At 72.8% G+C, this 23,664-nt stretch carries 18 protein-coding genes; 11 read left to right on the plus strand and 7 right to left on the minus strand.

Annotated elements, in window-relative coordinates:
• The first annotated feature begins 105 nt into the window (after nt 1-105).
• Both NOD94_RS06295 and NOD94_RS06300 read left to right on the plus strand, forming a co-directional pair.
• Nucleotides 106-2,007: a RiPP maturation radical SAM C-methyltransferase gene (locus NOD94_RS06295; protein ID WP_281204711.1), complete on the plus strand. Its 1,902-nt coding sequence runs from the start codon at nt 106-108 to the stop codon at nt 2,005-2,007.
• Nucleotides 2,008-2,031: 24 nt separating this feature from the next.
• Complete coding sequence (locus tag NOD94_RS06300; protein WP_281204712.1) at nt 2,032-2,691, plus strand: DUF5825 family protein; 660 nt, start codon at nt 2,032-2,034, stop codon at nt 2,689-2,691.
• 46 nt (nt 2,692-2,737) lie between these two features.
• On the opposite strand, the gene NOD94_RS06305 is transcribed toward NOD94_RS06300, so the two are convergent.
• The 3 genes from NOD94_RS06305 to NOD94_RS06315 form a co-directional block, all read right to left on the minus strand.
• Nucleotides 2,738-6,487: a CHAT domain-containing protein gene (locus NOD94_RS06305; RefSeq protein ID WP_281204713.1), complete on the minus strand. Its 3,750-nt coding sequence runs from the start codon at nt 6,485-6,487 to the stop codon at nt 2,738-2,740.
• Nucleotides 6,484-7,449 carry a hypothetical protein gene (locus tag NOD94_RS06310; protein ID WP_281204714.1) on the minus strand — a complete coding sequence of 322 codons (966 nt, stop codon included), beginning with the start codon at nt 7,447-7,449 and terminating at the stop codon, nt 6,484-6,486. The genes NOD94_RS06305 and NOD94_RS06310 overlap by 4 nt, the downstream gene beginning before the upstream one ends.
• A 140-nt stretch (nt 7,450-7,589) precedes the next feature.
• Complete coding sequence (locus NOD94_RS06315) at nt 7,590-7,859, minus strand: hypothetical protein (protein WP_281204715.1); 270 nt, start codon at nt 7,857-7,859, stop codon at nt 7,590-7,592.
• A gap of 159 nt (nt 7,860-8,018) precedes the next feature.
• Between NOD94_RS06315 and NOD94_RS06320 the strand changes: the two genes are divergently transcribed.
• The 4 genes from NOD94_RS06320 to NOD94_RS06335 all read left to right on the plus strand — a co-directional run bounded on the left by NOD94_RS06320 (nt 8,019) and on the right by NOD94_RS06335 (nt 11,767).
• Nucleotides 8,019-8,645, plus strand: a complete 627-nt coding sequence (locus NOD94_RS06320; RefSeq protein ID WP_281204716.1) for a hypothetical protein — start codon at nt 8,019-8,021, stop codon at nt 8,643-8,645.
• 85 nt (nt 8,646-8,730) lie between these two features.
• Entirely contained in the window at nt 8,731-9,828 is a 1,098-nt protein-coding gene (locus NOD94_RS06325; RefSeq protein ID WP_281204717.1) for an AI-2E family transporter, read from the plus strand.
• 245 nt (nt 9,829-10,073) lie between these two features.
• On the plus strand, nt 10,074-11,219 hold the full coding sequence (locus tag NOD94_RS06330) for a serine/threonine-protein kinase (protein WP_281204718.1): 1,146 nt from the start codon (nt 10,074-10,076) through the stop codon (nt 11,217-11,219).
• Nucleotides 11,220-11,341: 122 nt separating this feature from the next.
• Complete coding sequence (locus NOD94_RS06335) at nt 11,342-11,767, plus strand: DUF6003 family protein (RefSeq protein ID WP_281204719.1); 426 nt, start codon at nt 11,342-11,344, stop codon at nt 11,765-11,767.
• A gap of 36 nt (nt 11,768-11,803) precedes the next feature.
• Here NOD94_RS06335 and NOD94_RS06340 read toward each other — a convergent pair whose 3' ends face one another.
• On the minus strand, nt 11,804-14,221 hold the full coding sequence (locus tag NOD94_RS06340; protein ID WP_281204720.1) for a bifunctional serine/threonine-protein kinase/ABC transporter substrate-binding protein: 2,418 nt from the start codon (nt 14,219-14,221) through the stop codon (nt 11,804-11,806).
• 564 nt (nt 14,222-14,785) lie between these two features.
• On the opposite strand from NOD94_RS06340, the gene NOD94_RS06345 reads away from it, so the two are divergent.
• Genes NOD94_RS06345 through NOD94_RS06365 form a run of 5 tightly spaced genes read left to right on the plus strand, consistent with a single transcriptional unit; the run spans nt 14,786 to nt 19,003 of the window.
• The gene (locus NOD94_RS06345; protein WP_281204721.1) at nt 14,786-16,192 is read left to right on the plus strand and encodes an ATP-binding protein; all 1,407 of its coding nucleotides are present in this window, start codon (nt 14,786-14,788) and stop codon (nt 16,190-16,192) included.
• A 1-nt stretch (nt 16,193) separates the two neighbouring features.
• Nucleotides 16,194-16,601, plus strand: coding sequence for a roadblock/LC7 domain-containing protein (locus NOD94_RS06350; RefSeq protein ID WP_281204722.1), 408 nt, complete (start codon nt 16,194-16,196; stop codon nt 16,599-16,601).
• Nucleotides 16,598-16,954 (plus strand): DUF742 domain-containing protein, encoded by a 357-nt coding sequence (locus NOD94_RS06355; protein ID WP_281204723.1) that lies wholly within the window; start codon nt 16,598-16,600, stop codon nt 16,952-16,954. The genes NOD94_RS06350 and NOD94_RS06355 overlap by 4 nt, the downstream gene beginning before the upstream one ends.
• Nucleotides 16,935-17,558: an ATP/GTP-binding protein gene (locus NOD94_RS06360; RefSeq protein ID WP_281204724.1), complete on the plus strand. Its 624-nt coding sequence runs from the start codon at nt 16,935-16,937 to the stop codon at nt 17,556-17,558. The genes NOD94_RS06355 and NOD94_RS06360 overlap by 20 nt, the downstream gene beginning before the upstream one ends.
• A complete protein-coding gene (locus NOD94_RS06365) occupies nt 17,555-19,003 on the plus strand; it encodes a cytochrome P450 (RefSeq protein WP_281204725.1) in 1,449 nt (482 codons plus the stop codon). The genes NOD94_RS06360 and NOD94_RS06365 overlap by 4 nt, the downstream gene beginning before the upstream one ends.
• A gap of 83 nt (nt 19,004-19,086) precedes the next feature.
• Here NOD94_RS06365 and NOD94_RS06370 read toward each other — a convergent pair whose 3' ends face one another.
• From NOD94_RS06370 to NOD94_RS06380, 3 genes are all read right to left on the minus strand, one after another.
• The gene (locus NOD94_RS06370; protein WP_281204726.1) at nt 19,087-20,118 is read right to left on the minus strand and encodes a hypothetical protein; all 1,032 of its coding nucleotides are present in this window, start codon (nt 20,116-20,118) and stop codon (nt 19,087-19,089) included.
• A 291-nt stretch (nt 20,119-20,409) separates the two neighbouring features.
• Complete coding sequence (locus NOD94_RS06375) at nt 20,410-22,212, minus strand: methyltransferase (protein WP_281204727.1); 1,803 nt, start codon at nt 22,210-22,212, stop codon at nt 20,410-20,412.
• Between the two features lie 139 nt (nt 22,213-22,351).
• A complete protein-coding gene (locus NOD94_RS06380; protein ID WP_281204728.1) occupies nt 22,352-23,566 on the minus strand; it encodes a 4-hydroxybenzoate 3-monooxygenase in 1,215 nt (404 codons plus the stop codon).
• Nucleotides 23,567-23,664 lie beyond the last annotated feature (98 nt).

The raw sequence follows: 23,664 nt of genomic DNA on the forward strand, positions 1-23,664 counted from the left end.
GTGCGCGACCGGCCCCACCGGCCCGGCCGGGAGCCCGACGGCTCCCGGCCGGACACCCGGCGGACCACCGTCACCGCGCACCGATCACATGAGAAGAGGCCAGCCATGCGCGTACTCCTGGTGAACATGCCCTGGGCCCCGATCGACCTTCCGTCGCTGGCTCTCGGAATTCTCAAGCGCAGCGTGGACGAGCGCGTCCCCAACGCCACGGCGGACGTTCTCCACGCCAACATCGAATACGTGGACTGGATCACCAAGAATACGGAATTCACCCTTGAGGACTACTCCTACTACTCGCTCGGATCCTATTTCCTGGGCTGCGGCGACTGGGTGTTCTCCTCCGCTCTTTACGACGACCCGAAGTGGCGGGTCGCCGAATTCACCGAAGCCATGAGAAGTCGGGTGCGCGGACCCCGGATGGAGATGACGAAGGCGCTGCACGAGACCGCGCCCGATTTCGTCCGACACATCGCCGAGCGCATCGTCGAACTCGCACCGGACGTGGTCGGATTCACCTCGACCTTCCAGCAGAACACGGCCGCCCTCGCGGCCGCCAAGTACGTCAAGCGCCTCGCCCCGCACATCGTGACCGCCATGGGCGGCGCCAACTGCGACGGCAAGCAGGGCGAGGCCGTCCACCGCAACTTCCCCTTCGTCGACCACGTCCTGCGCGGCGAGGGCGAGGTGTCGTTCCCCGCGCTGCTCAGGGCGCTGGACGCCGGCGAGTCGCTGTCGGAGGTCCCGGGGCTGTGCCGGCGCGACGCGGACGGCGCCTCCGTGGTCAACGCCATGAGCACCAAACCCCTGCCGCCCGCCTCGATCCTCCCGCCGGACTACGCCGGCTACTTCGAGCGCCTCGCCTCCTCCCACGCGCGGAACTGGGTCGAGCCCAAGCTGGTGGTCGAGGGCGCGAGGGGCTGCTGGTGGGGCGAGAAGCACCACTGCACCTTCTGCGGGCTGAACGGATCGTTCATGCAGTTCCGCAGCAAGAGCCCGGACGTGTTCTACGAGGAGATCATCGAACTCGCCCGCAAGCACCGGGTCCTGGACATGTACGTCGTCGACAACATCCTGGACATGGGGTACGTGAAGACGGTGCTGCCCCGCATCATCGACAGCGGCTTCGACCTGCGCATGCACATCGAGATCAAGTCCAACATGCGCCAGGGACAGCTCCAGACCCTCGCCGACGCCGGCCTGATCTTCGTCCAACCGGGCATCGAGAGTCTCAACAGCCGGGTGCTGACCCTGATGGACAAGGGCGTGACCGGCGGCCAGAACGTCCGCATGCTCCGCGACGCCGCCACCGTGGGCCTCTCGGTGGCCTGGAACTACCTGCACGGCTTCCCCGGCGAGGACGCCGAGGACTACACCGACGTGGTGGCCCAGATGGCCGCGCTGGAACACCTCAACCCGCCCGTCGGACCGTCCTCCAGGATCGCCATCGAGCGGTTCAGCCCCTACTTCAACAACCCCGGTCTCGGCTTCTCCGAACTGCGCGCCGCCGAACCGTACCGGCTCACCTACGACCTCCCCGACGCCGAGATGTTCGACCTGGCGTACGTCTTCGACGTGCCGCCGCGCGGCATCGGGGAGGACGTCGTCGAACGCCTCGACGCGGCCATCTCGCACTGGAAGCGGAACTACGCCGGCAGCCGGCTCACCCACTGCGATCTGGAGGACCGCATCGTCCTCGTCAGCAAGCGCCGCGCCTTCGACTGGACGCACCTGGAACTGACGGACCCCTTCGAGATGGCCCTGTTCCGGCTGCTCGACCAGCCGCACACGGTCAAGGCGGCCGCCCGCAAACTGCACGACGACCACGGCAGGAGCGAGGACGCCCTACGGCAGGTGCTGGCGCGATGGCGCGCGCTCGGGGTTGTCTTCGAGGACAGCGGACAGTTCGTGCAGATCGCGCCGCCCGCGCTCAACGAGGAGTTCCTGCGGATCGACTTCATGCGGCACACGTCCGCCCGCGACTCCGAACTCGCCGCCACGACCGCCTGACGACCGCCGGACAGAGGGACGACGATGACTCCAGCACTCACCGGCACCGCGCCCTTCACGGTGACCGCCTCACGGGACTACGACCCCGAGGTCGGCGCGCTGCCCAGCATGTTCCTGGGCCGCTACGAGATCGACCTCACCGGCGGTGAGGCGGCCCGTCGGCTCTTCGCCGCCGGGGCCCGGCACGTCACGCTCCCGCGCCCGGTCGACGTGACCGACCCCGCCGACGCGGCCTGGTCGGTCAGGGCGCTCAGCTTCGTGGGCGACCTGTCCAGCCTGGCCATCTCCGTCGACTGGCAACTCCATACGGGCCCGGACCCCGACGCCTGGCGCCACTACGGCCATCTCCACCCTCCGACGGCCGTCCTCGGCACCGCGGACCCGGTGGCGACGGCTCTCGCCTGGCGCAACGCGTACTACATCTGCAAGTGCGTCTTCAGGTACGGCCCCGGGTTCATCCAGGTGCGCGACCGGCGCTACGGCGAACTGCGCCGCTTCACCATCGACGAACCGGAGTACCACGACGCCATCACCGCCCTCACCGACGGCGCCCGCGCCGACGCGATCCCGGGGCCGATCCTGGACGACCTCATGGGGGAGACCCTCGTCGTCCGTCTCGGCGACCACCTGTGGTGGGCCCCGTACCGGGTCCGCCGCTGGTCGGAGGCGCCGCTGGTGATCTGACCCCCGGCCCGGCCCGCCGGGCGTCGCCGGGCCGGGTCCGGGGTGTTCAGCGGCCGACGGCCACCAGTCCGGCCCACAGGGCGGGGTCGGCCGGGTCGTGACCGGAGGCCCGCAGCGCGGCCAGCAGCTCGCGGACCGCCTCGCGGACGGGGGCGGGGAAGGCCCGCTCCACGCTCCGCCCGGGGTCGGCCATCCACAGTTGGGCCGCGCGCAGGGCCCGTACGGGGGCGTCCCCCTCCCGCATCCGGTGGTGGAAGAGGAGGTCGACGAGTGCCGTGGCGTGCAGCCGGACCGGCCACAGGGAGCCGAGGACGCTGGAGGCCCCGGCCGCCAGGAAGGCCGCCGCCATGGTGAACGACTCGTCGTGGTGGCGCCGGGCCAGGTGGTTGACGCACGAGGCCAGGGACACGCACAGCCCCGGCCCGCCGGGCGCGACGGGGAACCGCTGGGTCGCGATGGCCTGTGCGGAAAGACGGTCGGCGGCGGGGTCCGGCCCCTGGGCGCGCTCCCCTTCCGGGCGGCCGAAGGCCAGGTAGGACCGCCAGGACTCCGAGGGGTCGGGCATCAGGTGGGCGGCCACGTCCACCGTCCCGTGCTCCCGGCAGGCCCGGTGGATCTCCTGGAGCACCGTTCCGGGCCGGGTGTCCGTGTCCGGTTCGCCCCCCGGGACCAGCAACCGGCCCCGACCGCCGTACAGGAGGTACAGCCCGCGGCTGGAGGAGGCCCGTGCCTGTTTGCCCGTCAGACCGAGTACGAGCAGGGCCGATTCGCCGGCCCGGGCCGCGGGCCGGGCGGCCGCGACGGTGAACATCCGGGCCGACGGGACGGTGGACAGCACGAGCCCCTCCACCGCGGGCCGGCCCCGCCCTCCGACGGAGGGACCCGCGGGGGCGGCGGTGGCTGCCGCCCACGGCACGGCGGCCAGCGAACCCAGCGGCACGAGGACCAGGTGCGGCGGACCGGTCGGGGACGGACCGGTCGGGCCGACCGGCATCGGCCCGCCCCGGCGCCGCCCCGACACGGCGACGCCCAGAGGGCCGGTCACCGCCGAGCCGGCCCAATCGCAGAGGCCGCCGAGCGCGAGCCGCCACGTCCGCCGGGCGGACACGGACTCCGGGGAGGCCAGCCATGCCTCCAGTGCCCCCAGGTAGCCTTCGAGCACGGAGGGGTCGCCCAGCCCCGGCATCGGCTCCCACCGCACCCGCCCGTCGGAGCCGACCCGCAGCGCCCCGGCCGAGCGCGGCCCGGAGTCCGCCGGCAGCAGGTAGACCAGCTCGTCCGCGCCGGTGGCGCGCAGCGCGGCCGCGATGTCCGGCACCGGTACCGGCGCCAGCAGCCCGTCGAGCGCGCCGTGTTCCTCCAGGACGGTCCGGACCTGGACGCCGAGCTGCTCCGGCACCGGGTACCGCGCGTACGCGTCCCACGGCCCCGCCGCCTCCTCGGGCTCGGGGGCCCGATCAACCCGGCTCGCCCGCCACTGCTGCCACTGCTCCGCGAGGTCGCCCCGGCCGAGTTCCCTGAGGCGGTCCGCCACGTCGACCGTGGCCATCTCGGCGTGCAGGGCGAGCGCCCGGCCGCCCTCCAACACCTCGACGGCTTCCGCGTACGCGCCGTCCTCGACGCACCAGACCGCCACCTCCCGCGCGATGCGCCCCGCGCTCTCGGCGGTCAGGACCGCGTCGCCGGGAAACTCCTGTGCCAGCGCCCGGGAGGCCAGCATCCGCAGGACGGAACGGCCCACCTCCCGGGCGCGGGTGGCGTCGGACGCGGAGGGCCGGGAGGCTTGCGCCGGCACGGGGACCGCGAGCAGGTTCAGCAGGTGCCCGAGCGGTCCCTCGGCCACCACGGGAGTGGGGGCGGCCGTACGGTAGGCGCGCGCCAGGTGCAGGCGCAGTTGGACGGCGGCCGGGTCCACCGAGCGGGGTCGCTCCGCGCAGCGGGCCTCCAGACCGCGCAGCACCTCGGCGCGACGGGCGGTGCCCGCGCCGCCCGCGGCGGGGGCCAGTGTCGCCGAGGCGTGGGCGAGGATGCCGCGGACGATCGTCCGCAGCTCGGGCCGGGACGCGACGTCCGCGCGCTCGGCGAGACGGCCGAGGGCTTCGGTGCAGGCGCGGACGGCGGCCGGGTCCGACCCGTGCTGGGCCTCGACCGTCGCGGCGATGAGGTGGTGCATGTCGCGCCCCGCGCGGTGGGGGGAGGCCGGGTCCGTGCGCTCGCAGGCCTCCCGCAGGGCGGCGCGGGCCTCCGTGACGAGCGGGAGCCGGGCCGCCCCGCGGTGCGGCCCGGCGCCGGGTCCGTCGGGGTAGGTGGCGCCGAGCAGCAGCGACTGCCCCAGCGCCTCCAGGACTAGGGCCAGGGTCTCCGGCGCGTGGTCGGTGCGTTCGGCCGCGAGTGCCCGCGCCGTCGCCAGGTGCAGGCGCAGTTGCTGGTGCGCCCGCGCGGAATGCCCCTGCCGCTGCTCCGGGGAGGCGCCCTCGTCGCCCGTCGCGGTGCAGTCGGCGTCGTCGGCGGCCGTGTGGAAGTGGAAGCGCAGGTGGGCGGAGGCGAGGACGGTGTCGATGTACAGACGGCTCAGGGGGTCGGGGAGTTCCTCCTGGCTGATCCGGCGCAGCAGCGCCAGTCCCGAGCGGATGTCGCCGATCGATCCGCTGTGGTCGGCGCGTCGGGTGAGCAGCTGCGCGAGCGCCATCAGCAGGGGGACGAGCAGTTCGTGCCCGGGCGGCAGGACGGCGCGGGCCGCGTCGAGAGCGCGGATCGCCTCGTCCAGCTCGCGCTGCGGGCTCGTCTCGACCGCGAGGAGCTGTGCGTGGACGAGTGCCCGAACGGCTGCCGTCTCCGGGAACTCGGCGGTCTCGGGGTCCATGTCCCGCACGGCCTCGTCGAGGGCGTCGGCGGCGTCGCGCAGGACCAGGCCGGGCACCGTCGAACCGAGCTGGACGGCCCGCCACAGGTTGCCGCCGAACCGGGCGGCGGCGTGCGGGTCTCCTCCTGACTGCTGCCAGACGGCGCGGTCGCGCAGGACCAGCGCCTCGATGTCCGTCGCCCTGGACGCGTCACCCCTGGTCTTCTGCCGGGTGGCCGCGGCCGCCCCGATGGAACGGGCGAACGCGCGCTGGTCATCGTCCAGGACACTGCCCGGCTCCGCCAGGACGTCCGCGCGCGCGAGCGCCTCGTCGATCGCCGCGTCCCCGGGGCCCTCCCCGTACTCGGCGAGGCGCACGGTGGCGAGGGCGTGCCGGAGCAGCCACTGGTCCCGACGCAGGTCCCCGACGGGCAGCACGTCCAGGGCCTCGGCCGCCAGCGCGCGGTGCGCGGCGCGGCCCGTCGAGAAGCGGGCGTCCGCGTCGCGGGGGTCGATGCCGTCGCGGCGGGAGGACAGGTGGCGCCGGTGCCGGTCGGTCTCCTCGTGGACCTGGTCCAGCCAGGCCAGGAGGTCCAGGTAGAGCTCGCGGGCGCTGCCGTCGTCCGCGTCGACCGCGTCGCCGCCGTCACCTCGACGCGGGGGCAACAGGACCCGGAAGGGGGCGAGGCAGTCGTGGGCCCGGCGCAGCCATGCTTCGAGGGCGTCCAGGCGGGCGACGGCGGGTCGGTCCGCGCGCGCGTGGGAGGCGGCGCAGGCGGCGCCCACCTGCCCCACGACGTCGTACCAGTCCTCCAGGACGCGGAAGTCCTCGTCGGAGGACGGGACGTCGAGGCGGAGGACCGCTTCCGCCCGCATGCGGCTGCGGGCGAGCGTGGCGGTGAGGTCCCGATCGGGATCGGGCTGCCCGGAGGCCGGCCGGGTGTAGTCGATCACTGCGGGCTCTCCTCGGCTGCTGGTTCGGGGCGTTCGAAGACCACCGTGAACGGATCGAGATCCTTGCGCCCCAGATGGGCGGTGAGCGTCGCCCCGTCGGCCCGCTCGGCCGTGGTGTCGGGGGGCAGCGGCCAACAGGCGGCCCGGTAGAGCGGATCGCGGTGACGCAGCACGGCGGCCTCGACCGTGTCGGCGTAGTCGTCGACGCTGTTCCCGAGGCCCTGGAGCAGGATCAGCGCCACCGCGCCGGCGGCGCCGGCCGCGATGGCCGCGGGCAACGCGTCGACCCGGTCGAGGAAGGCGCAGGCCACGGCCGCCAGTACGGTGATGAAGGACCACAGGAGGTTCCGGGCCCGGCCCAGAACCTGCTCGGACGTCTGTTCCAGCTCACGTCGAGCCGGGTCGTCGAAGACCTGCTGGAGGGTGGGCCAGCAGAGGTTCACGTCGAGTCCGTGCCGTGCCCGGACGCGCTCGGACATCGCGGCGAAGCTGTTGCCGATCCGGGTCGGCAACACGGTGTCGTCGCGTTCGGGCATCCGCCGCAACGTCCCGAGCGCCCGTGCCACCGAGGCGGCCGACGCCGGGCGCGCGTCGCCGCTCTGGCCGGACAGGCGCAGCAGTCGTCTCTTGCGGGCCATGCGGCCGGCGAGCAGCAGCGCGCCCGGGGGCCCGAGCGGAACGAGGGTTCCCGACAGCAGCCGCAGCAGGGGGAACGCCAGCGCGGACACCACGAGCGAGGCCCCGACGGCCGCGACCAGCAGCAGTACGGCCGCGGCGGTCAGCGCCGCCGCGCCGCCTCCACGCAGGTCGCACGCCGCGCGGGTGAGGCCCGTCCCCGGGCAGACGCCGACCGGCGGTACCCAGGGCCGCAGCAACAGGACGAGTACGGCGGCGAAGGCGTACGCGCCACCGCTGATCAGGGCGGTCCAGCGTTTGGCCGGACCGGACGCGAGTACGGACATGACGCCCATGGCGGGCCCCCTCCATGCCGGCTCCCGTGCCGGCTCCGTGCTGTGGCTGTGCCGTGTCAGTGCCGTGCGGTGCCGTGGCCACGACGTGTCCGTGCGGTGCCTTCGCTACGAGGCGTGCGGGCCGCGGGACCTCATGCCGGCCGCCGGATCCGGTACGCGAGGGCGCCGTGGGAGCAGGTCCCGTCGCCGTGCTGGGGGAAGTCGATGCTGCCGGGGACGTCCACGACGCAGCGGTTCGGGTCGGCGAGGTCCAGCTTGCACTGCCAGCTGAAGCGGGGGCCGGCGGCCGCGGCCGAGGGCGGGGGAGCCAGGGCGAGGTGGCCGTCGGCGGCGTCAGGGTCGATGGGGCCGCCGAAGGGGCCGTCGTCGGCGAAGGGGTCGTGCTCCGGGGACTGGTCCACTGGCTTCCTCGCAGTCGGTCGACCGGGTTTCCGAGGGAAGTGTCCCCGACCATCAACTACATGGCTCATGAAGGGGAATTGGGGGCGAGGATTGCACTACGATCCTGCGCCGTACGGGTCGATCCTCTCGCCCCGTCGGGCTGAACGGGGGCTTTCCTCATGGCTGTTCCGGATCCGGCGAAGCCCGACGACGTCGTCGAGGCGATCCTGCTCACGGTGTTCGGGGGCGACAGCCTCGTCCTCCACGCGTTCGTCATCGCCTCATGGGCGCTGGCCTGGTACGCCCTGGCCGCCTCCGCCCACCGGCACGCCCGCGGCATGTACACGAGGGTGTCGCGGACCCCGGCGGCGGTGCGGTCCGCCGCGGCGGTCCGGACCGTGATCACGGCGCTGGTACAGGCGGTGTACCTCGGCCTGAGCTTCTTCGTCGCGGGCCACCTCAACCATACGATCCGCGAGACGGAGGGGCCCGGCGACGTCGACCTGACCACCTGGTTCACACCACCCGCGGACCCGCTGGGCGACCCCGTGTTCTGGATGTGGTTCACCGTCGCGGGAATCCTCGTATGGTGCGGCTGGTGGAGCGGTGTGGGCATGGACGGTGACATCACGCCCTTCCATCCGGTGGCGTGGTTCCTGTTCGCGTGCGGCGGGGTCGCAGTCCTGGTCCTGCTCCCCGTCCACAGGGAGATGGGGGTGCTGGCCCTCGTCTACGTCGTCAGCGCGGTCCTGTCCCTGTACCTGCCGAGGTCGTGCACCCGCGTATGGGGCCGACGCCCCGCCTGACGTCGGGGCCGCTCCCGCCCTTGCGGTGTTCCCCGCGCGGGGCCGGAGGGTCGGGCCGTTCGAGGGGGTGCTTAAGGTGACCCCCATGTCTGTCACATTGAGCTCCGGAAGAGCCGCCGCCGCTCTTCGCACGTCGGCACGCGTCAGTGCCGAGTCGCTGGTGGTGCTGGCGATGGCGGCGGTCACCCTCTGGATCCTCGGCCGCATGTGGTCGGTGGTCTGGCCGCTCATAGTCGCCCTCTTCCTCACCACCCTCACCTGGCCCCTGGCCTCCTTCCTACGGCGCCGCGGATGGCGGCCCGCGCTCGCCGCGACCGCGGTCACCCTGCTGTTCCTCCTCGTGGCCGCGGGCATCGTCGCGCTGATCGCCGTCCCCGTGGCCTCCCAGTCGGGCGAGCTGGTCGAAGGCGTGCGCCAGGGCATCCAGCAACTGCGGGAGTGGGCCGCCGGGCCGCCGCTGAACATCGGCGACGACCAACTCACGGGCGCCTTCGACGCCGCCATGGCCCGCCTCCAGAACAGCGTCGGCAGCGCGGTCTCCACCGTCGCCACCGGCGTCAGCACCGTGTTCAACGGCCTGGTCGCCGCTGTCCTGGCGCTCTTCCTGATGTTCTTCTTCCTCAAGGACGGCCCCCGGTTCCTGCCCTGGCTCACCCGCCAGCTCCCCGGCCGGTTCGCCACCGACGTCCCTGTCGTGGCCGCCCGCAGTTGGGACACCCTGGGATCGTTCGTGCGCTCCCAGGCCTTCGTCGGGCTCCTCGACGCCGTGTTCATCGGACTCGGACTGTGGATCGTGGGCGTGCCGCTGGTGCTGCCGCTGGCGGTGCTGACCTTCGTGTCCGCGTTCGTACCGATCGTCGGTGCCCTGTTCGCCGGACTGGTGGCGGTGCTCATCGCCCTGGTGTCCAACGGGCTGACGGACGCGCTGATCGTGCTGGCGATCATCATCGGGGTGCAGCAGCTCGAAGGAAACGTGTTCCAGCCGATGATCCAGAGCCGCAGCCTCGGCCTCCACGCGGCGGTGGTCCTCCTGGCGGTCACCCTCGGCGGCAGCCTGGCCGGCGTGGTGGGCAGCCTGCTCGCGGTGCCGGCGGCGGCGCTCATCGCCGTCTTCTGGAACTACCTGCGCGAGCAGCTGACCGAAACCGAACCCCCGACGGTGGAGGCGGCGCCGGCGACCTGAGCCGTCGACCGGGGCGGCCCGACAGGCCCCGGTCACCGGCCCTCGGCCCCGCCGCGAAGGACCCCGGTCGTCGGACCGGGGTCCTTCGCCGTTCCCACCGGTCGCCGGAACGCCGCGCCGCTCCGGCTGACAACGGCGTGCGCGGGCCACGCACCCGCCCGGCCACATCCCCGCCGGGCCGGGGGTGTTGGCCCCGCGTACCGGGGTAAGCGCGCGACACCGCCCCGAGTGGAGGAGGACCCCGCATGCCGGCCCGGCTCGTCCCCGCGTACGGAGTACAACCCGGACACGACACCCTGCTCGGTGGCCGCTACCGGCTCCGGGCGCCCATAGGATCCGGCGGCACCGCCGACGTCTTCCGCGGCACGGACGAGGTGCTGGAGCGTGACGTGGCCGTCAAGGTGTTCCGGGCCGACACGGACACGGTCACCGTCGACCGCTTCTGTGACGAGGCCCGCACCATGGCCCGGTTGTCCCACCCGGCGCTCGTGACCGTCTACGACGTCGGCTGCCACGGCCGAGCGGCCTTCATGGTCACGGAGTTGATCGACGGCGGCACCCTGCGCACGCGCATGGAGGCCGGTCGCCTCAACACCGTCCAGGTCACCCGGCTCGGCGCCGAACTCGCCTCCGCCCTCGACCACGTCCACTCCCACGGCATCATCCACCACGACGTGACACCCTCCAACGTCCTCCTCCGCGACGGTGGCGCCCCCTTCCTGGCCGACTTCGGGTTGTCCCGGGCCGTGCACGAGCGGCCGCGCGACGCACCCGACCTGCTGGTCGGCACGCTCGCCTACATGGCCCCCGAGCAACTCCTCGGACAGGGCGCGACCACGGCCAGTGACGTCTACGCCTTCGGACTGACCCTCCTCGAAGCACTCACCGGCCACCGCGAGTACCGGGGGACCCCCGTGGAGGTGGGCACCGCCCACCTCCTGCACCCGCCCCGGATCCCGGAAGGGCTCCCGGGCGAACTAGGCAGGCTGCTGAGGGCGATGACGGACCACGACCCCGACGCGCGCCCCGACGCCGCCCGCGTCCATCTCGGCCTGCGGGGCCTGGCGTGCGCGTCGGCCTCCCGGGCCGCCGCCACGGGCGGGGCCCGCGCGGAAGTCCCCCCGCGCCGCACACCGCCGACGCCCCTCGCGGTCGCCCGCTCCCACAGGCGGACCGCCCCGGCGGGGAGGAAGCCCTCCACCCGCCGGCGCGGGACCGCCATCGGCCTCGCGGCGGCGACCGTGGTCGGTGCCTGCACCCTGCTGACGGGCGGCGTCCCGGCCGGGGAAGGCACGCTCCCCGACGCGACGTTCCGTCATCGGCCGCCGACCCCGGAGGTGGTGGAGGCCGCCGACCGTGTCACCCCCGGCGCCCCGAACGGCGCGCCGTGACTCCCGCGGCCCTGAGCCGCCGCGCGAGGTCCCCGGCCGCGGAACGCCTGCTTGATCGCGGAGGCACGGGGTAGACGGTGGGCGATCGAGTGCGGCCCCGTGTACCAGGAGAGTGACCCACGATGACGGACGACGCCTACCTGTTCCTCGCGACCCCCACCGCCGGCTGGCAGGGGACGCCCCTGATCCTCGTCGGACAGCTGGAGTGCCTGGACACCCCGGCCGTGCGGGCCTGGTTCACCGCCCAGAACGTCAGTCCCGCGTCCGCCGAAGTCCGTGTGGTTCCCCCGGAGGAGACGACCCTCATCCCCGAGGGCGCCGAGCGGCTCCCGATCCCGTTGGCGGCGGAGGAACTGGAACGGGTCCGCCGCGCGGCGGCCACGGAGACCGTCGCGGGTGTCGAGGAGGACCTGGCCGCGTTCCGCGACAGCGAGGACAACCGGGACGACCTGCTGCGCCGCGCACTCGCCGCCGGAGTCCCGGCCCACAGGATCGTCGAACTCTCCGGCGTGGACCCCACCACCCTCTCCTCCGTCTCGGGCGGCTGAACGCACGGGGGAGGCGTAGGGGGCAGGCGTCAGGCGTCAGGGAGTGCTCACGCCGCTCTTCACGGCGGTCCAGCCGCCGCCCCGCACCGCGTACACCGTCAGCCGCCGGTCGAGCGTGTCCCCGTACGCGTCGAATGCGACGCGGCCGGTGACGCCGTCGAACGACAGCCCCGCCACGGCCTGCGGCATCTTCGACCGGGCGTCCGCGGGAAGGCTGCCGGCGGCGGCCACGACGGCTTTCACGCCCTCGATGACCGTCCAGGCGGCGTCGTACGCGTAGGGACCGTAGGAACCGGCCGGCTCGGGGTAGCCGGCCTCCCGGTACCGGGAGAGGAAGTCCGCTCCGGCGGACAGGTTCTCGGCGGGCACACCGATGTTGGTGGTGAGGTCGCCCTCGGCCTTCGTGTTGGTCGTGAGGAACTGCTGGTCGAAGATGCCGTCGCCGCCCATCAGGGGAACGCTCACGCCCGCCTGCTTGAGCTGCTGGGAGAGCGGCCCGGCCGTGGCGGAGTAGCCGCCGAAGTACACGGCGTCGGCGCCGGAGGCCCGGACCTTCGCGGCGAGCCCCGAGAAGGTGGTGTCTGCGGGGTCGACGCGGTCCGCGCCGACGACCATCCCGCCGAGCTTCGTGAACTCGGCCTTGAACCCGCTCGCCAGGCCGGTGCCGTAAGGGCTGTTGTCGTCGATGAGGTACAGCTTCGACTTGCCGGCCTCGCCGTGGAGGTACCGTGCGGCGAACGGCCCCTGGTCGACGTCCGTGGCGACGGTCCGGAAGTAGGACGGGTACGGACGGGATTTGCTCCCGTCGGCCCAGCGCGGGCCCAGCGTCAGCACCGGATCGGTGTTGCCCGGTGACACGTTGACCAGGTTCGCCTGGGCGAGCGGCGCCACCATGGTCCGCGCCACGGACGAGTTCAGCGGACCGACGACGCCCAGCACCTTCGCGTCGGAAATGAACAGGGCTGCGTTCGGAGCGCCCCTGGCGGCCTTCGCCTCGTCGTCCAGGGCCTTGATCTCGAACCGCACACCGGGCACGTGACGGGTCCGGTTGGCGGTCCGCACCGCCAGGTCGGCGGAGTTCTTGATGCCGACGCCCCAGGAGGACAGGTCCCCGCTGAGCGGTGCGTCGACGCCGATCACCACCGTCACGGAGGAGGACTCGGAGCCGCTGCCGGAACCCGGGCCGTCGTCGGGCGGGTCGTTGCGGACGAGGGAGTAGGTCAGGGCCGAACCGCCCGCGAGCGTGGCCACGGCCAGGCCCACCAGCACGGAACGTCGGGCAAGGGGCCGCCCGGCGGCGGGCCGCCGCCCGGTGGGCCGCTCAGCCACGGGACCGCCGAGCGCGGCGGTCGCCTCGGCGGGCCGGGCCGTGCTCCCGGAGTCCCGGGCCGTGCTCCCGAAGTCCCGGGCGGTCGCCCCGGAGCCCCCGACCCGGGAGTCCCCGACCCCGGAGTCCGCGGCCCCGGAGCCCGGGACCTCCGCGTCGGGGGCCGCCGGCGCGGTGTCCGCCACCGTGGGCGTCGGCCGGGCGTCCGGCTGCGCCACCCGCTCCGTCGGGGTGGGCTCCGTCCGCGTCGGCGCCTCCGGCCCGGGCCGGTCGGCCCCGGTGGGCGTACCCGCCGGGGGCCGGAGCGAGCCCAGCACCGACGCCAGCAGCTCGGCGGCCTCCGCGGCGCCGGCGCGCTCCGCCGGGTCCTTGGTGAGCAGCGCCTCCAACACGGGAGCCAGCGGACCGGCGTGGACCGGCGGCCGGTGGGGACGGGTGAAGACGGCCACGGCGAGGGCGTGCAGCCCCTCGGCTTCGAACGGCGGCCGCCCCTCGACGGCGTGGTAGAGGGTGGCGCCCAGTGCCCACAGGTCGTTCGCGGGAGTCGGGCGCTTGCCCTCCAACTGCTCGGGCGGCATGTACTGGGGGGTGCCGATGACGATGCCGCTGTGGCTGAGCTTGGTCGTGGCGTCCGCGAGGTGGGCGATGCCGAAATCGGTGAGGACCACGCGGTCCTTGGCCAGCAGCACGTTGTCCGGCTTGATGTCGCGGTGGACGATCCGGGCGTCGTGCGCCTCCACGAGCGCGTCGAGCACGGCGGCGCCGATCTCCGCGACCCGCCGTACCGGCAGCCGTCCCTCCTGCCGGATGACGGCGGCGAGGGACTGCCCCCGGACGAACTCCATGACGATCACGGGGGCGCCGTGGTGCTCCACGACGTCATGGATGGTGATGATCCCCGGATGGCTGAGCGTGACCGCCGCCCGGGCCTCGGCGGTGAAGCGTCCGAGCAGCGTCGCCCGGTCGTCGTCGGCCAGCCCCGGCGGGAAGAGGATCTCCTTGACCGCGACCTCGCGTCCGAAGAGCTGTCGGTCGACGCCCCGCCACACCCGGCCCATGCCCCCTTGGCCGATACGTTCGAGGAGCTGGTACCTGCCGGCGATGAGTTCGGGGTTCTGCTCGGTCACGCGCACACTCTAGGACCTGATCGGCCGAACAGGTGACGAGCCGATCGGCGGCCGCGCGAGCGACGCACCCGCTCGGCCCTCAGTGCACCCACCGGGCAGGCGTACGGGGGCCGGGACGGGGCACGTCCGAACGGACGCCAGAACGTGATCGTTTCATAGCATCTTGGGTACCTCGATTGGTCGTTTATGGGCCCGGAATAACCGGTGCGGGCTGTCCTTACCGCAAGGTCACATGGCGAACCCGAACTGACTATGCTCCCCGATGTGTTGCGCTGCGCTCACAGCGAGTCATGGACGCTGTGGTGCGCTGCGGATGGACCGTGGCCGCACAGGGGAGTGGCATCGGCGCGTTCCCGGAGTGACCCGTCGGGACGTCATCGAGCACGCGTGCGAGCGCGGGTGCCGTCCGTTGTCCCTTTCGGTGCATCGCAACACCTCAGTCCGCTCATATCAGACTGGTAGGGGACCTTGATGGTTCGTGCAGGTGCAATTTCCAGATCCCGGCCAACCGCAGCAGTCCGGGAGTGGCTGCTCCCTCCCGGAGTCCTGGCCGGAGCCACCGCGATGGCGTTGCTCCTTTCCCCTGCACACATATGGACGACGGTTGCCTGGTGCGGCGTCGCCGCCGTGCTGCTGACGGTCATCACCTCGGCCGAGACCGTGCGCCGTCTGCGCTCCGCCGAAGTCGCCCGCCGGACACAGGCGCGGGCCGAGGCGGAAGCCCACTACGCGCAACGCGAGGCCGCGCTGCTCGGGCGCCTGGCGGACCAGCGGGCGACCACCGTCTGGCTCGCCGAGGAACTGCTCCCCGCCGCGGTCGCCCGTCTGCAGAAGGGCGATTCCGCATCGGACATCCTGCAGGCCGTGAGCTTCGGGACCCATCTGGACCCGGAGTTCACCGAAGCGCTCGAAGGAGCGCTGCAGACGCTCCTGGAAGCCGTGGAGGCCGAGGAGCACACGCGGGACGCCTCCCAGCGCGCTCTGGTGGCCGTCGCGCGCAGGGTCCAGTCGATCGTGCACCAGCTCGCCAGGGACCTGCGTTCCATGCAGATCATGCACGGCACGGACGTCATCGTCTCCCGGGGCCTGCAGGACATCGACCACCGCAACGCGCTGATCGGCCGCCTCGCCGCCAGCATCGCGGTCCTCGGCGACGCCCGCCCCGGACGACAGTGGTCCAAGCCGATCCCGCTCTACGACGTCCTGCGCGGCGCCATGTCACGCATCGTGGACTATCCCCGCGTGCGACTGCAGGCGGTGGCGGAGGTGGCGGTCATCGGCCCCGGCGCCGAACCGCTGATCCACCTGCTCGCCGAACTCCTGGACAACGCGACGACGTTCTCGCCGCCGCACACCCCGGTGGAAGTGACCGCGAGCGAGGTGCCCTCCGGCATCGCGATCGAGATCGAGGACCGCGGCGTCGGCCTCACCGAGGAGGTCCGGGAGCACGTCGAACGCGTCATGGCGCGGGCGGTCACGGGCATCAACCTGGCGGGCCTGGGCGAGGTCACGCAGCTCGGCCTGCCGGTCGTCAGCAGGCTCGCCCACGAGCACGGCTGCGAGGTCGACCTGCGCACCTCCGCCTACGGCGGTGTACGGGCGGTGGTGCTCGTGCCCAGGCGTCTGATCACCACGGTTCCGCAGTCCATCGTCAGGCGGCCCCAGGAACCCGTGCGCAAGCGTCAGGGAGGCCCCGCGCTGTCCCGCCCCATGCCGGTGCGCGACGTCGCCGAGGACGCGGCCGAGGCCAGGAAGACCCTGGGCGGACTGCCTCAACGACGACGCGAGTCACCCGTCCCGACACCGGTCGTACTGGCCACCCCCACGCCTCCCGTCGCTCCGGTCATCTCCTGGGGCACCTCCGGCAGCACCCGTCAGCCGGGTCTGATGTGGGAGGCGTTCAACGGCGAGAGGCGATCGGGCGCCGAACCTTCCACTTCCCACAGCGAGCCGTCAGATGAGGTTGAGTAACATGCAGCCACTGCCCAACATGGACTGGATGCTCAAGGAGCTCGTGGGCGGTGTCCCTTACGTGCGACACGTGGTCGTCCTGTCGTCGGACGGCCTGTGCATCGGTCAGGCGAACACGGCGCCCGACACCGCCGACGCCCTCGCCGCCGCCTGCTCGGGCATCCAGAGCCTGGCGAGGGCCGTCGCGCAGATGTTCCCGCACGGGGACGGCTCGACGCGGATGGTCGGCATCGAGGCCGACGGCGGGTACTTCTCCTTGATGGCGGCCGGCCCCGGAGCCGCCCTCGCGGTGCTGGCCGACGAGGAGGTGGACGCCGGACTCCTCGGCGACCGCATGAGGACGTTGGTGGTCCGGATCGGTCAGCACATGACCAGCCCGCCCCGTGAGGATGTCGGGCAGGCGATGTGACATCAGAGAATCCGGACCCGTGGGATGAAGGCACCCCCGTTCCGCTCTACGTCATCACCGGCGGCCCGGCATCCGCGGCGAAGACCTACGACCTGGTCACCCTCATCGCGGCGAGGTCCGAGCCCGACCCCTCGATGCAGCCCGAACAGGCCGCCATCCTCTCCCTGTGCACCTACCCGCTCTCGGTGGCCGAGGTGTCGGCCTACCTGAGCCTGCCGTTCAGCGTCGTCACCGTACTGCTGTCCAAACTCGTCGACGAAGAGCGGCTCGAAGCCATCGCACCCGTACCGGTGGCTGCCTTTCCCGAACGCGGCCTGCTGGAGGCGGTGATCCATGGACTACGCAAGCTCTGAGGTGCCCGGCGCCGGCCGGCGCGACGCCGGCATGCTGCTGCCCCACGGCGCCAGGGGAGTGAAGGTGGTGGTCGTCGGCGGCTTCGGGGTCGGCAAGACCACCATGGTCGGCGCCGTGAGCGAGATCCCACCGCTGACCACCGAGGAGACGATGACGCAGGCGGGCGTCGGGATCGACCACAATCCCGGCGTCTCGGGCAAGAACACCACGACCGTCGCGATGGACTTCGGCCGGATCAGCATCAACCAGGAGCTGATCCTCTACCTGTTCGGGACACCCGGACAGGAGCGCTTCTGGTTCCTGTGGAACGGCATCTTCGAAGGCGCGCTCGGTGCCGTGGTCCTCGTCGACACCCGCACGATCGAAGTCTGCTTCGAGGTCGTCACCCGTCTCGAAGACCGCCGCGTCCCGTTCGTCGTCGTCGTCAACACCTTCCCGGAGGCCCCGCAGTACCCCCTGCCCGACCTGCGCACCGCCCTGGCCCTCAGCGACTCCGTGCCCATCGTCACCTGTGACGCACGGGACCGGGCGTCCTGCCGCGACGCCCTGCTCTCGCTGATGGTCTACCTGTGCACCCTTGCAGCCGCCCAGGAGACCGCATGACCTTCCCACCCCCCGAACACGCCACCGAGTACGGCGGTTCGGTCCCGCCCCCGGGCTGCCCGGCCCACACCGCCACGGGACCCGGCGGAGCCACCCGTCTCTACGGCCCCGCCGCGGAGACGGACCCCATGGGCCTGTACGAGAAACTGCGGGCCGAGCACGGTCCCGTGGCGCCCGTCCTCCTCGACGGTGACGTACGCGCCTGGCTCGTCCTCGGCTACCAGGAGAACCGGGACGTGGCCAGCCGCCCCACCCAGTTCTCCCGCGACCCCCGCGTCTGGCACGGCTGGAGGAGCGGGGAGATCGACCCCGCCACCTCACCCCTGGTCCCGATGATCGGCTGGCGGCCCGACTGCGTCTGCGCGGACGGCGAGGAACACCAGCGCCTGCGCGGCGCCGTCACGGCCGGCCTGAGCCAGTTCGACCACCGCGGGGTCCGCCGCCACATCACCCGCTTCTCCCACCAGGTGATCGACACGTTCAGCGAGAGCGGCGAGGCCGAGCTGGTGGGCCAGTTCACCGAGCACGTGCCCATGCTGACCCTCACCCACCTGCTCGGCATGTCGGAGGAGGACGGCCCCGGGCTCGTGCACGCCGCCCGTGACCTCTTCAAGGCCACCGAGACCTCGCTGGCCAGCAACGCCTACGTGCTGCGCAGCCTGGAACGGCTCGTCATCGCCAAGCGGACCCGCCCCGGCCAGGACATCGCCTCCGCGCTGCTGGCCCACCCCGCCCGCCTCACGGACGAGGAGGTCCAACACCACCTGCGGCTCATCCTGCTCGCCGGTTACGAGACGACCGCCAACCTCATGTCCAACGTCCTGCGGATGGTCGTCACCGACCCCCGGTTCCGCGGTTCCCTGGCGGGCGGCCAGATGACGCTCCCCGAGGCCGTCGAGCAGGTGCTCTGGGACGAGCCGCCCCTGATGGTGTGCCCGGGGCGCTGGGCCAACGGCGACACCGTCCTCGGTGGTCGACAGATCAGGGCCGGGGACATGCTCCTGCTGGGCCTGGCCGCCGGGAACGTCGACCAGACGATCCGCAGGGACCCCTCGACGCCCGTGCATCACAACCGCGCGCACCTGGCCTTCAGCGCGGGGACGCACGAATGCCCGGGTCAGGACATCGGCCGCATCATTGCCGACACGGGCATCGACATCCTGCTCACCCGGCTGCCGGACATCACCCTGGCCGTCCCCGAGGAAGCCCTGACCTGGCGCTCCTCCACCTGGGCCCGGCACCTGACGGCGCTGCCCGTGACCTTCGCGCCACGCGCTCCGCGGCCGCACGACGCCCCCGCCCCGCTACCGGCCGCTCCCGTCCGGAGCGGCGCAACCCCACAGGCGGCGCCGCCGCGACCCGTGGCCGAGCCCGTGGTGTCGCACCGGCTCCAGCCCCGCGCCTCCTGGTGGGCGCGTCTCACCGGCCTCCTGAGGGGGCGGTAGGCGAAACGACCGCGCACCGCGCGCACGGGGGAGGGGCGCCGGCAGCATTCGGCGCCCCTCGGTCGACACCGGCCCCGACACCGTCACTCCGGGAACGGCTCGTCCGCGGAGGCGTAGCGGGGCGCCCCGGTGTACCAGGCGTGCAGACCGGACAGGAAGCCGCAGGCGCCCCGTAGCCACACCTCCAGTTCCGCCCGCTCGTCGCGGTGCAGTCCGGCCCGCTGGACGAGCTGGGCGAGGTCCGTCCGCCTGAGGTGCTCGAAGTCCCGCAACCGGGCGTTCACCAGGTTCAGGGCGCCGGGCACGGCCTCGTGGAGTCCGATGCCCAGGGAGGAACCCACCACCAGCACGAGGTTGTTGACGTCGCGTTCCTCGTGCACCTCCCGCTCGTAGGACGCGATGTCGTTCGCCAGCCCCATGAAGTCCATGAAGGCGTCGAGCAGCGCCCGGACGGTCCGGCTGTGCCGGATCTGTTCGGGTATTCGAGCCCCGGTGGCCAACTCCACGGAATAGGGCGCGGTGTGGGCGGCGAAACTGTCGCGCCGGAACGAGGCGTAGTCGATCAGATGGGGAACGCGACCGCTGAGACTGTTCGCGAGTTCCTCCACCCCCGCGTCGACGTACCGCACGAGGTGCTGGTTGAACTCGCGCCGCCAGTGCGCCAGCCTCGGCGGGAACAGGCACCCCTGGAGGTCGGCGATGCCCCGCTCGACGGCGTTCGTCGGTTCCGGGAGCCGAGCGCCCGGCTCCGGACGCAGGAACTCGTGGAGCCGGGCGGTGAACACCACCGCGCCGGCGAGGTCGCCGGTCTGCTTGAAGGTGGTGGCGAAGTAGTCGTCCCAGGCCAGGGCCCAGACGTTGAAGCGGTGGTTGAGCCGCAGGTCGGCGAGCGGGGCGTCGGGGAGGGTCCAGGCGGTCAGCTGGTCGACGGTCATGGCATGGAACTTGGGCCGCGTCCAGATCGGGCGCGCGCCCGCCGGCCCGTCGTGGCCCTCCAGCATGCCCATCTCGCGCGCCCAGGACTCGTTCTCCGCGTGCAGGGCCGGCAGGTGCGGATTCACCCGCAGCGGATGGGGCATCCACAGTTGCGGGAGCTCGACGGTACGCACGGTCATGGGACCAGACTCCTTCTCTCTCCGGCCCGCACGGCTCTGCGGACCACCACGCGGGCGGCCGACCGGGGGAAGCCGGGCCGCCGCCCGGTCGTACTCACCTGGCTGCTGTGCGCCGGCGCGCGCCCTTCGGGCGGCGTGGCTGAGGGATGCGGGACGCCGCACATGTGCCCGCATGTGGTCGAAACGTCCCTTCTTGAGGCCGGATCGTGTCCATTCCGGAGCTCTCCACCCCTGCCCGCCGCGAACGGCCGGCAACCCCACAACGGTCCCTGACCTGCGGTCAGGACGTATTCACCGCCCGAACGGAACGAATTCCCCAGGAGAGACTTTTCGGACGTCCGCGCGGACGCGCTCCGCCGGCCGGGCGTGCAGGGTGTGGGCACCGAGGGGGAGGGGGGTGTGGCCGACGAGCCGGAGACCGCAGTCGGACAGCAGGCGGGCGTAGTGGTCCGCCGTACGCTCCTGGCCGCCGGTGTTGCACATCATGTGCAGGTCCCAGGCGGTGGCGAGCGACGGGGAGCCGTCCGTCGGCAGCAGACGTTCGACGATCAGGAGGTCGGCGTCCGGGGACATGGCGTCGGCGCAGTACCTCAGGATGCTCCGACACCGGTCGTCGTCCCAGTCGTGCAGGACCCGGGAGAGCAGGTAGACGTCACCCCCCGGCGGCACGTCCGCGAAGTCACCCGCCAGGTAGTCGCACCGGGCGCCGACGGAGCCCGCGGTGAGCCGGGCCCGGGCCGCGGCGAGGACCCGGGGGCGTTCGAGGAGGGTGCCGCGGAGGCCGGGGTGACGCGTCAGGACCCGCTCCAGCAGTTCCCCGGTCCCGCCCGCGATGTCGACGACGGTGCGCTCGCGACCGGTCGCGTCTGCGGCGGCGGTGAGGACGGGGTGATCGGGGAGGGGGTCGAACATGGGGGCCGAGGCCGCCATGGACTGGTCGAACAGCGCGGACAGTTCGGGCCTGTGCGCGAAGTGGTCGAAGTGGTTCTCGCCGTACAGGTGCTCGAAGCCGGGCTGACCGGTCCGCACGGTACGGGTCAGATGGGCGAAGGACTGGTAGAAGGGACCGCCGTACATCAGGGCCAGGGCCCGCATGGAGGAGGGGGCCCGCCCGTCCAGGAGCGCGCCGGCACCGGTCAGGCGGTACCCGTCCCCGTCCTCGGCCACCACGCCCAGCATGGCCAGGTAGCGCAACAGGGTCGCCAGACCTTCCGTACGGGCGCCGACCTCCCGCGCCAGCTCCGCGGTACCGATCCCGGGCCGCCGGCCGAGGGCCTCCGGGAGCCGCAGTTCCGCGCACGTCGCCAGGGCCTGGGTGGTCCAAGCGCCGGTCAACATCCGCAGGAGCGATTCCGCGGGCCCCTCCGCCGCGTCCGTCCGGTCGGCGAGGTGCTCGTCCAGAACGTCGCGGTGATCGCCGCACGCGTACAACTCCACGCGCCCGTATGCCGTCTTGGTGCCGGCGGGGGCGGTGAAGTAGAACACGGTTCCGTTCTCGTGCGGGTTGTAGCCGCCACCGTCGGGTGCGGCCCCGTGCCTGGCGAAGCTCGCCAACAGCCCGCGCAGTACGAGCGGATCGGGGCGCACGACGTCGAAGGCAAGGTGGGCCTCGTGGTCATGACGGCGTTCCCGCTCGGCGATCCGGTCGGATCCGGATCCCGGGGTCAGTGCCAGGGCGAACACCTCGACCGCCCGCTGCTCCCCGTCCGGGCCGGCGACCGCGGGCCGGAGAATCCTTACGTCAAGATCGGCGGGGTCGCGGTGGTGCCGCGCGGCGAGGCGGTCGCGGACGACCACGCTCGGCTGCGCCGCGCCGTCGCAGGCCAGCCCGCAGTCCGCGAGCCGCGCGCGCAGGGCGCCCTCGTCGGTCGGGAAGACGAGCAGGGCGGCGTGAGCGAAACGGCACCGATCGGTCAGGGCCCGCAGTTCGGGGCCGTCGAGGCCGGGCAGTACGCGCGCCAGCAGGACGGAGGTGTCCTGCTCGCGAACGAAGTCGGCCGCGGCACTCAACCGCGCCGCGTCGTCGTCGACGAGCGAGGGGGGCGCGTCGGTGGTGGGCATGGTGGGCATGGTGGAGCGGTCGTCGGAGTACATGCGGTGTCCTTGTCGGAGGAGGAGGGCGCCCCGGATTCTCGGCGCGGCCGCGATCGCGACCGCGACCGCGGGCCGCGACGGGTGCCGAAGTGGGCGTGCGAAAGGACCCCGGAGGGTCGGGCCGGGCTCCGGGGGTGGGTCAGATGCCGACGTAGTGGTCGGCGAACCAGTCCTGGGTCGTGCGGGAGTCGCGCAGCGAGGCGATGCGGGAGGACCGCAGCCGCTCCTGGAAGGGTGCGGCCGCGCCCTCCGCCCCTGGCGCCCCGTGCAGGAGGTCGATCATCCAGTGGGAGAACTCCTGGGCCCGCCAGATGTGGTCCAGGCACCGGTCCGAGTAGCGGTCGAGCGCTTCCGGGTCGCCGTGGACGAGTGCGTCGGTCAGGGCCCTGGCCAGGATCTCCGCTTCCAGCACCGCGAGGTTCGCCCCCTTGGCGGCCGCGGGACTGATCAGGGCCGCGGCGTCGCCCACCAGGAACAGCGAGCCGTACCGCAGCGGTTCGAGCACGTCGGATTCGAGATCGACGACGGCCCGCTGGAGGATCCTGCCGCGCCGCAGGGCGCCGTACTCGGCCGCGCCCATGCGGAGGGCGAGTTCCTCCCAGATCCGCTCCTCGCTCCACGCCCCGGAGTCGTGCCCGCGTTCGCACTGGAGGTAGTAGCGGGTGATCCCGGTCGAGCGCGCCATGTGCCCGGCGAAGCCGCGCGGGTGGACCGCGTAGCCGACAGCGTCCATGCTCGGCGGTGCCTCGGCGAGCAGGCCCAGCCATGACACGCCGTGGTCGCGGTGGTGACGGCGGACCGCCCCGGCGGGGAGCGAGCGCCGCCCCGCGCCGTGTCGGCCGTCGCAGGCGGCGACGTACCGGGCCCGCCAATGCCCGGTTCCGCCGTCCCGGTCACGTACCGCAACCGAGGGGTTCGGGCCGTCCGCGCCGGTGACGGCCGTGGCCTCGGCGCCGAACCGGACCCGGCCGCCGGCGTCGATGAACTGCCCCAACAGATCGCGGACCAGCTCGTGTTGGGGGTAGACGGTGTGCGGCTCGCCGCGGCCGAGCCGGCCGTAATCCAGGCGGAAGCGTCCGTCCTCGGTGCGGAACTCGCAGACGCCGTGCTCCTGCCCGCGCCGACGCAGCCCCTCGTCCAGGCCGTTGCGGGCCAGGACGCGCACGGTGTGGGCGGCGAGGAAGCCGGCCCGTGCCCGGTTGTGGAGGTGCTCGCGTTCGGCGCGTTCCAGGACGACGCAGTCGATTCCGCCCCGGAGTAAGAGGTTCCCCAGCACCAGCCCGGCGGGGCCGGCGCCGACGATCACCACGTCGGCCGAGTTCTGCGGGACTCGGGCGTGCTTACTTTCTGTCACGGAGTTGGATCTTAGGGACTGTCCGGGGGACGGACCGTCGAAGATCACCCGTATGGCCCGGCCGAAGAGAAAAGGATTCTGCCGCAGGGGCGAACGGA

This window comes from Streptomyces sp. Isolate_45 (assembly GCF_024721315.2).
In the GTDB taxonomy this organism is placed as follows: domain Bacteria; phylum Actinomycetota; class Actinomycetes; order Streptomycetales; family Streptomycetaceae; genus Streptomyces.

Coding starts and splice junctions, on each gene's coding strand:
- NOD94_RS06365 (WP_281204725.1), top strand. CDS start 17,555: ATGACCTTCCCACCCCCCGAACACGCCACCGAGTACGGCGGTTCGGTC.
- NOD94_RS06345 (WP_281204721.1), top strand. CDS start 14,786: ATGGCGTTGCTCCTTTCCCCTGCACACATATGGACGACGGTTGCCTGG.
- NOD94_RS06370 (WP_281204726.1), bottom strand. CDS start 20,118: ATGACCGTGCGTACCGTCGAGCTCCCGCAACTGTGGATGCCCCATCCG.
- NOD94_RS06335 (WP_281204719.1), top strand. CDS start 11,342: ATGACGGACGACGCCTACCTGTTCCTCGCGACCCCCACCGCCGGCTGG.
- NOD94_RS06330 (WP_281204718.1), top strand. CDS start 10,074: ATGCCGGCCCGGCTCGTCCCCGCGTACGGAGTACAACCCGGACACGAC.
- NOD94_RS06360 (WP_281204724.1), top strand. CDS start 16,935: ATGGACTACGCAAGCTCTGAGGTGCCCGGCGCCGGCCGGCGCGACGCC.
- NOD94_RS06310 (WP_281204714.1), bottom strand. CDS start 7,449: ATGTCCGTACTCGCGTCCGGTCCGGCCAAACGCTGGACCGCCCTGATC.
- NOD94_RS06325 (WP_281204717.1), top strand. CDS start 8,731: ATGTCTGTCACATTGAGCTCCGGAAGAGCCGCCGCCGCTCTTCGCACG.
- NOD94_RS06295 (WP_281204711.1), top strand. CDS start 106: ATGCGCGTACTCCTGGTGAACATGCCCTGGGCCCCGATCGACCTTCCG.
- NOD94_RS06320 (WP_281204716.1), top strand. CDS start 8,019: ATGGCTGTTCCGGATCCGGCGAAGCCCGACGACGTCGTCGAGGCGATC.
- NOD94_RS06350 (WP_281204722.1), top strand. CDS start 16,194: ATGCAGCCACTGCCCAACATGGACTGGATGCTCAAGGAGCTCGTGGGC.
- NOD94_RS06375 (WP_281204727.1), bottom strand. CDS start 22,212: ATGTACTCCGACGACCGCTCCACCATGCCCACCATGCCCACCACCGAC.
- NOD94_RS06300 (WP_281204712.1), top strand. CDS start 2,032: ATGACTCCAGCACTCACCGGCACCGCGCCCTTCACGGTGACCGCCTCA.